11 protein-coding genes and 1 pseudogene are annotated in these 10,663 nt (G+C 72.5%); 8 read left to right on the plus strand and 4 right to left on the minus strand.

What is annotated here, in order from left to right; all coding sequences use genetic code 11:
- The first annotated feature begins 73 nt into the window (after positions 1-73).
- Entirely contained in the window at positions 74-559 is a 486-nt protein-coding gene (locus tag ACGGAQ_RS32115) for a hypothetical protein (RefSeq protein ID WP_393055860.1), read from the plus strand.
- 162 nt (positions 560-721) lie between these two features.
- On the plus strand, positions 722-1,162 hold the full coding sequence (locus tag ACGGAQ_RS32120; RefSeq protein ID WP_393055863.1) for a VOC family protein: 441 nt from the start codon (positions 722-724) through the stop codon (positions 1,160-1,162).
- 10 nt (positions 1,163-1,172) lie between these two features.
- On the opposite strand, the gene ACGGAQ_RS32125 is transcribed toward ACGGAQ_RS32120, so the two are convergent.
- Entirely contained in the window at positions 1,173-1,667 is a 495-nt protein-coding gene (locus tag ACGGAQ_RS32125; protein ID WP_393055866.1) for a GNAT family N-acetyltransferase, read from the minus strand.
- 87 nt (positions 1,668-1,754) lie between these two features.
- On the opposite strand from ACGGAQ_RS32125, the gene ACGGAQ_RS32130 reads away from it, so the two are divergent.
- The gene (locus ACGGAQ_RS32130) at positions 1,755-2,249 is read left to right on the plus strand and encodes a VOC family protein (protein WP_393055869.1); all 495 of its coding nucleotides are present in this window, start codon (positions 1,755-1,757) and stop codon (positions 2,247-2,249) included.
- Positions 2,250-2,601: 352 nt separating this feature from the next.
- On the opposite strand, the pseudogene ACGGAQ_RS32135 reads toward ACGGAQ_RS32130, so the two are convergent.
- A pseudogene (locus ACGGAQ_RS32135) lies at positions 2,602-2,682 on the minus strand (ADP-ribosylation/crystallin J1); the annotation flags it as partial.
- Positions 2,683-2,818: 136 nt separating this feature from the next.
- On the opposite strand from ACGGAQ_RS32135, the gene ACGGAQ_RS32140 reads away from it, so the two are divergent.
- Entirely contained in the window at positions 2,819-3,403 is a 585-nt protein-coding gene (locus tag ACGGAQ_RS32140; protein WP_393055872.1) for a hypothetical protein, read from the plus strand.
- Between the two features lie 69 nt (positions 3,404-3,472).
- On the opposite strand, the gene ACGGAQ_RS32145 is transcribed toward ACGGAQ_RS32140, so the two are convergent.
- On the minus strand, positions 3,473-6,721 hold the full coding sequence (locus ACGGAQ_RS32145; RefSeq protein ID WP_393055875.1) for a S8 family serine peptidase: 3,249 nt from the start codon (positions 6,719-6,721) through the stop codon (positions 3,473-3,475).
- Between the two features lie 183 nt (positions 6,722-6,904).
- Here ACGGAQ_RS32145 and ACGGAQ_RS32150 point away from each other — a divergent pair, with 183 nt between their 5' ends.
- From ACGGAQ_RS32150 to ACGGAQ_RS32165, 4 genes are all read left to right on the plus strand, one after another.
- The gene (locus tag ACGGAQ_RS32150) at positions 6,905-7,405 is read left to right on the plus strand and encodes a SigE family RNA polymerase sigma factor (RefSeq protein ID WP_393055878.1); all 501 of its coding nucleotides are present in this window, start codon (positions 6,905-6,907) and stop codon (positions 7,403-7,405) included.
- Positions 7,398-8,108, plus strand: coding sequence for a hypothetical protein (locus ACGGAQ_RS32155; RefSeq protein WP_393055881.1), 711 nt, complete (start codon positions 7,398-7,400; stop codon positions 8,106-8,108). The genes ACGGAQ_RS32150 and ACGGAQ_RS32155 overlap by 8 nt, the downstream gene beginning before the upstream one ends.
- Before the next feature lie 280 nt (positions 8,109-8,388).
- A complete protein-coding gene (locus ACGGAQ_RS32160; RefSeq protein ID WP_393055883.1) occupies positions 8,389-8,910 on the plus strand; it encodes a hypothetical protein in 522 nt (173 codons plus the stop codon).
- Positions 8,911-9,040: 130 nt separating this feature from the next.
- Positions 9,041-9,490 carry a GNAT family N-acetyltransferase gene (locus ACGGAQ_RS32165; RefSeq protein WP_393055886.1) on the plus strand — a complete coding sequence of 150 codons (450 nt, stop codon included), beginning with the start codon at positions 9,041-9,043 and terminating at the stop codon, positions 9,488-9,490.
- On the opposite strand, the gene ACGGAQ_RS32170 is transcribed toward ACGGAQ_RS32165, so the two are convergent.
- On the minus strand, positions 9,487-10,395 hold the full coding sequence (locus ACGGAQ_RS32170; RefSeq protein ID WP_393055888.1) for an NAD-dependent epimerase/dehydratase family protein: 909 nt from the start codon (positions 10,393-10,395) through the stop codon (positions 9,487-9,489). The two genes, ACGGAQ_RS32165 and ACGGAQ_RS32170, sit on opposite strands and share 4 nt — an antisense overlap.
- Between the last annotated feature and the right edge of the window lie 268 nt (positions 10,396-10,663).

Here is a 10,663-nt window from a genome sequence, read left to right on the forward strand (position 1 = left end):
ACCTAACATCGGACGCCCACCCGGACTGAGGACGTGTGGTGGCCGTCATCGATTGGACTCGTAGGATCTGCTGATGATCGAACCTCCGCCGGTCACCCGGTCGTCGCTGCGCCGTGTCTCGCCGATCGTGGCGCCGATGCCGGTGGCGGTGCTTCCGGTCCGGACCTGGTCCGACGAGCAGTGGAAGCGGATCACGCTTGGTTACCAGGCTCGCGACATGGACGAGAAGTGGAACGTGTTCGTTGAGGACGAGGTCGTGTTCCTGCATCGCAGCTGGACCGGCAATGGAATCTACGAAGCGTCCTTCTCGCCCGTGCCTGGCGAGGGCTGGCGCATCTCCGCGCTCGTGGTGGAGTCCGATCCGTCGCGTTACCGCCGCAGCTCGGATCAGTATGACCGGGTGATGGTCGAGCTGGTGCTCAGCGGGATCGTGCTCGGTGAACCTGCCGTCGAGCTACGCGCCGAGCTGGTAGCGCTGACCACTCAGGAGTCGGGACGCACCGACCTGCCGGCAGGGGTCGTCGAACACAGCGCGCTCGGGCTGAGGTCACCCCAGTAGCAGTACGGCGTTGACGCAGCCGCGTTCGTGCGAGCGCGGCCCCAGGCCTCCCGCGATGAGAGAAAGACAGCCGGGCCCGCATTCCGTGTCGAGAACACGTGGGCGGCTTCGTCTCAGGGGAGGATGCGACCACGGCGGCGCACCAGAGCGAGGAGATCCCGCATGGCGATCCAGCGGATGGACAACGTCCTCATTGTCGTCAACGACCTTGACGCTGTCATCGCGTTCTTCGTCGAACTCGGCATGGAGCTGGAGGGCAGAGGGCCGGTCGAGGGACGGTGGGTGGAGCGTGTGATCGGCATCGACGACGTCCGCCAGGAGGTCGCGATGCTGCGGACCCCGGACGGTCACGGCAAGGTCGAGCTGGCGATGTTCCACACGCCGAAGGCGATCCGTCACGAGCCGGAGAACGCGCCCGCGAACACCCTCGGCATCCGTCGGATCATGTTCGCCGTCGACGACATCGAGGACGTCATCGCCCGCCTGCGTACGCATGGGGCCGAACTCGTCGGGGAGGTCGAGCGGTACGAGGACATCTTCCTGCTCTGTTACCTGCGTGGCCCGGAGGGCATCATCGTCGGACTGGCCGAGCACCTCCGCTGAGCCGCGAGAGTCAGGCCCCGACCTCGGCGACCATGGTGTCCGCGTCCTCGAACGACTCGACCGTGCGGAACCCTTCGGACGCGTAGAGACGGGCGGCGGCGTTCGCCCGCTCCACGCTCAGCGACACGGTACTGATGCCGCGGTCCCGCGCGGCGTCCAGGACGGCGCGCAGCAGCGCCCGGCCCACACCCCGCCCTCGCCAGGCTGGCCGTACGCCGATGGTCAACTCCGGCACGTCGTCGGCGACGTACCCGTAGCCGGGATCTTCGGCGCTCAGGTGCCGGAACCAGGCGGCGCCGAGCGGCCGGTGCGCGCGGTCGACCGCGACCACACCGACGTCGGTCGGCCGCATCCACCCCGTGACGTAGTGGGCCAGCGCGGGATCCGCCAGGATCCGCTCGCGAGGCCAGTCGCGCTCGGGCAGCCAGTTCACGGCCTCGACGAGCATGTCCACGAGGAAGTCGGCGTCGGCCGGGGTGGCCGCGCGGATGCCGAAGTCGCTCACCGCGCAAGCCTCGCACACGCGATCGTGCGGCGTCCGGATGCGGGTGTCGTACGGGGCCAGCAGAATGGGCGCCGGAGGTGATCGAGGATGGTCGACCAGGAGAGCGTGCCCAAGCTGCATCAGGTGGTGCTCGACTGCACCGACGCCAGGTCGCTGGCGGAGTTCTACCGGCAGTTCCTGGGTCTGGTCTACCGGCCCGGCGACGAGCCGCCAGCGCCGGGGCAGGATGATCCGCGCGGGCGCGAGTGGCTGGTGCTCAGGACTCCCGACGGCACTCCCCAGATAGCGTTTCAGCAGGTGGATCACCTGCCTGAGACGACATGGCCGGACAACAAGGTCCCTCAGCAACTGCACCTGGACCTGACCGTGGAATCCGTCGAGGAGCTACTCGTCCAGCACGAACGCGCCCTGCGCCTCGGCGGTCGGCTGCGGTACGACCGCATCGACGACCCCGACGAGCCACTGCGTGTACGCCGACCTCGCCGGCCACCCGTTCTGTGTGTTCGTCGGCTGACGGCACGGTCCGGCTCTGCCGCTACGCGGCGAAGGCGAATTCGAAGGTGCCCGCCTCAACGCGCCTGACGAACTCGCTCACGTCGTCGGCCTGCCCGATGGCGCTGTCCCAGCCGCCGCTCGTGAGGTCGACCAGCAGCACCGGCACGGCCTCGCTTCGCAGGTCGAGCACGAGCTGTTCACGGGCGCCGTCGTCGCCGATGATCGCGATACCCGGATGAGTCTCGTTGTCGCCCCACACGTCCCGCAGCTCGATCATCTGACGGGGCGTGTTGAGCCAGACGTAGGCGCCGGTGGTCATCCAGCCTCGTCGTAACCACGACCCACCCTGCAGGTAGCTCCGCCAGGCGGCGGGCAGCGCGCGACCCAGCGCCGTCTCGGCGTCGGTGAACTCCTGGTCGTCCACCGGGCCGCGGTAGTCGGCCACAGGAACGTTCCACTCCCGCGCGATTTTCGTGGCGTACCAGCGATTGAGCACCGGGTAGAAGATCGGCTGGTCGGGACCTAGCAGCAACCGCGTGGCGAGGCGGGCCGGCGCGGCGTGGCAGGAGTGTGCCGCCGAGAGCGAACATGCGGTACGCCGGAGCGTGCGGTCCCTACGATGTCCGAAGAGGTGGCCGCTGCGAACGGGGATGACCATGCCGGAACCGCGCGCTTTCTGGCTCGACGAGAACTTCGACCGGGAGCACGGCGTCGACGGCCGCGGCCGTTACGAGGCCGAGGTGCTGAGGCGGATCGACGAGTTCGCCCCCAGTTGGGACGACATCGCGCCGGTGAGTTTCGCGGCGACCGCGTGGCGCATCGCGGGTGAACTGGAACCCGGCTACGTCCGCTGGCACCGGCGGATCCTGTCGGCGTCCTGCGCGCGCAGCCCGTGGGACGGGGGCCTGGTGTGCGCGGTGACGGTGATCTCCCGCTGGCCGGCGGAGCTGACCTGGACGAAGCAGTGGCAACGCGACCGGGGTTGGCGGGACTGGCCGCAGCTGTTCGGCCAGTACACGACCCCGTCGGAGCAGGACGTGACGCGCAACCCGCACCTGCGCGCCCTGCTCCAGGTGGAGGCGCCGGTGCCGCTCGGTGATCTGCCGCCGGCGCCCGCCGGACCGCAGGATCATGTGGCGTCCGCGGCGCGCAGAGCGGTCACGGTGCTGGCCCGGGAGCTCAACGACCTCCTGGCCCCGATGATCGGCCAGCTCGACGCCGGGGTGCCGGCCGACTCCTGAAGGCCGCGAGCCCCCCACACCACGGGCAGAGGAGTCCGGGGCGACGGCAGCCGCCCCGGACTCCACCCGTCAGGCGATCCGGTAGGCCCGCAGCACCGTCTGCGTCACCGTGTTGCCTGCGGTGTCGGTGGCCGTCACGCGCAGGGCGACGAAACCGGGCCGGCGGGGATGGGTGACGAGGGCGACGCCGTGCCGCACCGGCACCGCGACCCACGTCCGGCCGTCGTCGAACGACGCGGCGACGCCGAGCGTCCGGTTGGGCGCGGCCGCCGAGCCGGCCTGCCGGTCCAGGCTGACAGCGAGGGGCATGACCCGCCCCGCCCGGGCGGTGTTGGTGTCGTCGAGCGTCGGCGTGGGACGGGCCGTGGTCAGGGGCAGCCGCTGCGGCGCCGAGGTGTGCGCCGACGCGAACGTCCAGGCCACCGTGACCGACGTCGACAGCGTGTCCGGGGCGCCGCGCCGGGCGGTCGCCTCCAGCCGGTAGTCGGCCTTGCCGGCGGGCACCGCGAACTCCGCCCACGCACTGTCCGAGGTGCCGATCTGGGTGCCGTTGCGGAACAGCCGGACCTCGACCGGCAGGTCGTCGCGGCTGGCGGGGCGGCCGGTCGCGTCACCGAACAGCGGCAGCGACGCGATCGAGATGGTGTCGCCGTCGCGCCCCGCGTACCCCAGCGGGCTCAGGGTCGGGGCCTGGGCGACCGACGGGCCGAACGGGGCCGCGTTCCAGGTCTGGGCATACGTCCGTCCCGGTTGGAAGGCCGACTCCTGCGCGGTGGAGTTGTCGCCCTCGACGAAGGTGGAGGTCCAGGTGAGGCCGCCGTCGGTGTTGTAGTACTCGGTGCCGTGAAAGGGCAGGTCGATGGGTGTGTGCGACCCGATCGGGCCCGATCCACCGGCCGCCGCCGCGCGGTGGAACCGGACGGCCGTCGCCGTGGTGGACTGGCGGCGGTAGGTCGCGGTGACGGTGGCGAGGTTCTTCGGCGTCAGCTTCGTCGACAGGCCGCTGAACATGTCGCCCTGGCGGACGTAGGCGAGGTCGTACGTGTAGGGGCTGTTGCGGAAGGTCCCGTCCCGACCGGGGCGGCCGAGCCCGACGCCGAGCGTCGCGGCGAATTCGGGGGCGGCGACGGCGGGCCCGATCCGGCCGAAGAACACGTCCGCGAACGACACCCCGCTGAGCTGCACGCCCGGGTAGCGGAAGCCGTCGTCCCAGTTCGCGCTCACGTTGATCGCGGTGGGCGCGGCGTCGCGCTGTGGGACGGTCAGGGCGACGGGCTTGGCGGTACGGGCGTCGACGGCCTCGGTCACCGGCCCGTGGACGTCCAGGACCGGCTGGACGAGCAGCGTCGAGGCGGTGCCCTCGTGGATCGTGCTGTAGAGCGCGTAGCGGCCCGTCGGCAGCCGCAGTGTGCCACCGCCCGGCTCGTCGGTGAGGGTGCTGAACTCGCCGGTGGTGAGGTTCGCCGCGACCGTCGTGTACTCGGTGGCCGGCTTCCCGTCCCGGCCGGTGTGCGGGAGCGCGACGTCGTAGCTCTCGATCTCACGGTTGAGGGCGAACGGCGTGCGTACCCGCAGGTCGCCGGCGCCGGTGGCGACCACCGCGCCCTGGTAGACGCCGTCGGCGGCGTCCACCCGGGTGTCCACGGTGATCGTGGCCTCGGCCCGACCGCCGGCCGGCACCACCAGCGTGGTCGGGCTGACCGTCAGCATGCCGGCCGGCGCGGGGGCGACGGTCAGCGACAGGGTGACCGGCGCGGCGCCGGTGTTGCGGTAGCCGACGACCCGGGTCACGGGGGTGTCGTCGGCGTGCGGCCAGCGCTGGACCGGAAAGTCGATGGCGGCGGTGTCGGCGGCGACCGGCTGGGCGACCGCGCGGGCGATGTCGACCCGGCCGGCGCCCTGCTCGTAGAGGGTGTCCGCGCCGGTCGGTTTGGCCGAGTCCATCAGCGCGGCCTTGAGCTGCGGACCGGTCCAGTCCGGGTGCTGGCCGGCGAGGATCGCGGCGCTGCCCGCCACGTGCGGGGTGGCCATCGACGTGCCCGACATGGTGGCGTAGTCGCCGCCGGGGGCGGCCGCGACGATGTCGACGCCCGGCGCGCTGATCTCGGGCTTGATGTGATTGTCGCCGACGCGCGGGCCCCGGCTGGAGAAGTACGCCCGCTGGTCGTCGGCGTCGACGGCCGCCACGGCGAGCGCGTCGTCGGCGGACGCCGGTGAGGACACGGACTTCGGCTTGCCCTCGTTGCCGGCGGCGACCACGAACAGCGTGCCGTACTGGCGGCTGAGGTCCTGCACCGCCGTCTCCAGGGGGTCGAGGCCGGGCGCGTCGTCGCCGCCCACGCTCAGGTTGACCACCCGGGTCTGCGGGGCGAGCCACTGCATGCCGGTGATGATGTCCGAGTCCTGGCACTCGGTGGTGGCGCAGACCTTGCCGACGAGCAGCTTCGCGCCCGGCGCGACGCCCCGGTAGCGGCCACCGGACGCGGCGCCGCTGCCCACGATCGTCGACGCCACGTGGGTGCCGTGACCGACCGCGTCGGCGGGGTCGCCGCCCCCGGTGAAGTCCCGGACCTCGGTGAGGTGCCCGGCGAAGTCGGGGTGGCTGGCGTCGATGCCGGTGTCCAGCACGCCGACGGTGACGCCCGTGCCGTCGAAGCCAGCCTGCCAGGCCGCCGGGGCGCCGATCTGCGGCACGCTGCGGTCCAGCGTCACCCGCCGCTTGCCGTCGAGCCAGATGGCGCTGACCCCGTCGGTGAGCGTGCGCGCCATCGACGTGCCCCGGGTGAGCGACGACCACAGCGTCACCCGGTCGTCGCGGCCCGCCCGCACCGCGAGGGCGTGGGCGGCGGGCAGATCGGCCCGCACCCGCCCGTCGCCGCCGACGATCGCGGTCCGCGCCCCCGCCACGCCCTTTGCGGGGTACGCCACCAGCAGCGGCAACTCGGCCGCCCGGTCGTCGTAGCCGAACTCGGCGAGCGTGGTGAGGTCGAACAGTCGCCGGTCGAGCCGACCGTCGCGCAGGAGCGGCATGGCGTCCACCGGGATGACGAACTGGTGGCCACCCTCCCGGCTGGTCACGAACCGCATCGCGGTCCGTCCCGTCCCCCGCTCGATGGCGGGGCGGCCGGCCGCGTCGACGGACACCCGGTCGCCGGTGATCAGCGTGAAGGTGCTGGGCGTGCCGGGCATGCTGGGCGTGCCGGAGACGGTGGCCGCCGGCCGCACCTGCGCGCTCGCCGGGTTGGCCGTGAGGCCCGCCGCGACCAGTGCTGTCGCGAGCACCCCGGCCGTCAGGGCGCGTCGTTGACGTCGTCGCACATCGTCCTCTCCGCCACGGGCGTCTCCCGGGACGGCACGATGACGCCTGGGCCCGCCGGCTGGTTGATCTCTGCGGGTGTGACCGCGATCACAAATCGACCCGGGCGGGGAGCGGCCGGATCGGCGCGGCGAGTTCGATGCGCGGTGACCAGGGGGACAAGGCTTCGAAAGGGCGCAGGTCGGATGCGTGATGCTGAGGAGTTCGACGCCCTCTACGCCGCCTGCGCCGGGCGGATCGTGGGCCACGTCTACGCGCTGACCGGCAACCGCAGCGAGGCCGAGGACGCCGTCGCGGAGGCGTTCATGCGGGCCTGGCAGCGCTGGCACACTGTCCGGGAGGCGGACAGCCCGGAGGCGTGGGTCCGCGCGGTGGCCTCCCGGGCGGCGGTGAGCAGTTGGCGTAAGACGTTCAACCGGATCCGCGCCCACCACCGGGCCGCCGTCGACCAGAGCGTGCCCGGCCTCAGTGAGGACCACGTGGCGCTGATCCAGGCGTTGCAACGACTCAGCGCCAACGAGCGCCGCGCCGTCGTGCTGCACCACCTGAACGACCTCAGCGTCGCCGAGGTGGCAGCCGAGATGCGGGCGCCCGTCGGGACCGTCAAGACGTACCTCGCCCGTGGTCGCCGGGCGATGGCCGGGTTGCTGACCGAGGTGAACCAGGAGGGGACCTGGAATGGCTGATCCGCACGACGACCTGCGGGCGATCGTCGACGAGGTCCGACGCGTCACGACCCTGCCCACGGCGCGGACGCTGCGCGGGCGCAGTGACCGGCGGCGGCGACGCCGGGCGGCCGTCACCGGCGTGGGGCTGGCAGTGCTGGTCGCGACGGTCGGCACCACCCTGCTGCGCGTACGCGCCGACGTCCCGACGCCGACCGTCGGCCCGGCGGGCGTCGTGTCGCCGTCGCCGGCGTCCGTCGCTCCGAGCCCGACCGCCCCGGCCGGGCCACAGGACATCCTCGGCGGTCGCCGACAGGTCCGGATCGTGGTACCGGGCCTCGGTGGAGCGGCGCTGGCGACCGACCCGGACGGCGACCGGGTACGGGCCACCGCCGGGCCGGGCGTCGACGACCGGGCGCTGTGGGTCCTGCGGCCGGCGGGAAAGGCGTTCCGGATCGTGGCGGCCACCCCGGCCGGAACCGACCAGGTCTGCATGACAGTCGTGCACGACGCCGCGCCGGGCAGCGTCCGTGCCCGGGCCTGTGACCCGGACGCGGCGACGCAGCTCTTCATCATCGACCGGGTCGCCGACGGCAGTTACTCGATCCTTCAGGGCCGGCGCTACGTGCAGGTCGTCGACGGCACGAACGCCCTCGTCCCCGACCTGCCGGAGGCCCTGACCACCACCTACGAGTTCGAGGACCGAGGCCCGTCGGGCTCCTGACCGCCGCCGCCGGACACCTCGACCGGACCGCCGACGACCGGCAGCAGGTCGACGGGCGCGCCGGAGGGCTCGCCGCAGGAGCCGCGGGTGGGCCGATGTGTTCGGCCAGTTCGTCGCACACGGACTGCTGAAGCCCTAGCCTTCTGGTACGGCCAGCCGGTGAACATCGACAATCGGCTACAACGGCTAACCGGCCGTAGCCCACCCCTGTTTCGTCGGGGTCTATATAGGCCCCGATCAGTGGTTTCTCTGCTCCACCCCGTCCCGCAGACTCCCGGGAATGACCACCTACCCTGCGAAGAAGAAGATCGGGAAGCTCGGTGCCGTCGGTATCGCCGCCACCATTACCGTCCTGTTGTGCTGCGGCGCCGGCGCCATTGGGGCGCTCACCGACAGTGACGGTGACAAGAAGCCCGTTGCGGCGGCTACCGCGGGCACCGCGGCCACCACGACCGCCTCGGATGCCACCGACCGTATCGTCGACGGCGTCAGCCCCACAGCGGGTGCACAGCCATCCGCCACCCCAGCGCCCGCGCTGAGCCCGACGCCTGCTCCGAAGCGCACCAGCGGTACGCCGACGTCCCGGCCAGTCGTCAAGCCGACGACCAGTAAGCCGAAGCCGAAGCCGACGACAGCAGCGCCGAAGCCGACCACCGCGAAACCGAAACCGCCTGCTGTGTCGACCGTGCATCCCGGTGCTTTCTGTTCGAAGCAGGGCGCGCGGGGGGTGACGAAGACCGGCAAGCCGATGGTGTGCACGACCACCGCGGCGGATCCCAAGAAGCGATGGCGGGCAGCGTGATCGGGCGAGACGACGAAGCCCCGCCACCGACATCGGGACGGGCGGAAGTTCATCGGCATCGCCGCGCGGCGGGCGCAGGCGGCCGGCCGCAGGTCCGCGAGCAGGGATCGCCAGTGACTACGCTCGGGGCATGTTCCGTGCGGCCCGGCCTGACGACTTCGCGCAGATCATCCGTCTCTACCGACAGTTGAACCCGGACGATCCGGTGCTCGACGACGGCTCCGACCGGGCGGCCTTCGCGCAGATCCTGGGCTCACCGGGGCTGCGTCTGTTCGTCCTGGAGGTGGACGGGGTCGTCGTCGCCACGACGTACCTCAACGTGATCCCGAACATCAGCCGGTCGGCGTCGCCCTACGCCGTCATCGAGAACGTCGTCGTCGAGGAATCACGGCGCGGCACCGGTCTGGGGCGGCAGATCATGGCCGGCACGCTCCAGGCCGCCTGGGACGCGGGCTGCTACAAGGCGATGCTGATGACAAGCTCGCGGGACCCGGCGACCCACGCGTTCTACCGTGCCTGCGGGTTCTCGGCCGACGTCAAGACCGCGTACCTCGCCCGCCCGCCGGAAGCCCAGAGCTAGGCAGGGAAGGTCTCGCGCAGCGCGGCGTCCAGCGACCGGCCGGTCGTCGGCTCGACGAACAGGTCGGCGAGCAGCAGATCCGCGAGGTGGGTGGGATTGATGCCGGACTCCTTGCCACCGAGGGCCTGCGACGCGCCGCCGAGCCGCAGGGCCGCCCGTGCCGCGCCGGCCGGGAGCCGGGCGACCCGGCGGCGTCGGCCCACCGCCTCCGCGATGCGCCCGATCATGTCGGTCCAGGTGAGGTTCTCGTCGGCGATCGGGATGTCCGCGCCGCTGGCCTGCTCCAGGGCGTCCGCCGTGACCTCGGCCACGCTGCGCGCCGACGCTGCGGCGGTTCCGCCGGTCGGCGCGACCAACGGGGTACGCGAGCGCGCCCACCGGTCCAGCGGACCGGCCCAGTTCGGCAGCCGGTCGCCGGCCCGACCGAAGACGAACGGCAGTTCGAGTACGGCGACCGGCAGGCCCGTCCCGGCGGCGGCGCGCCCCTCCCGGGCCTGCTCCAGGCGGCAGCGGATGTACGTGTGGCGCTCGGCGAGCCGCCACTGTGGATGCAGCCGGTCGAAGTACGTGTAGTACGAGCCCATGATCACCCCGCGGGTGAGACCCTCCGCGCGGGCGGCGGTGAACAGGCGTACCACCGGATCGACGTTGTCGCGGCGGAACTGCGGGTAGATCGGTTTGGGCAGCGGCCGCTGCTCGTCGGTCCGGGTGGCGTACACGACGCCCTCGTGACCGGCCAGCAACGCCCGCAGGTCGTCGATCGAGGCGGACCCGACATCGAGCTGGTGGTTGACTCCCGGCCCGGCGCTTCGCGCCACCGAGGTCGTGGCATGACCGCGCTCCCGCAGCACCTCCACGACGTGAGCGCCGATCAGGCCACTGCCACCGACCACGAGAATCCGCACGGCTCATCGTCCACTGCGGAGGCCCGTGCTTGTCAACAGTCGCCGTCGCTGTCGGCAGTCCAGGGGGTGCGGTGGGGGGGGGCCCCGGCCCCCCCCCCCCCCCCCCCCCCCCCCCCCCCCCCCCGCGGGGGCGCCCCCCCCCCACCCCCCCCCCCCCCCCCCCCCCCCCCCCCCCCCCCAACCCCCCCCCCCCCCCCACCCACACCCCCCCCCCCCCCCCCCCCACCCCCCCCCCCCCCCCCACCCCCACAACACACACCACGCCACA

The sequence above is a fragment of the Micromonospora sp. NPDC047557 genome (assembly GCF_043205095.1).
Taxonomy (GTDB): Bacteria; Actinomycetota; Actinomycetes; order Mycobacteriales; family Micromonosporaceae; genus Micromonospora.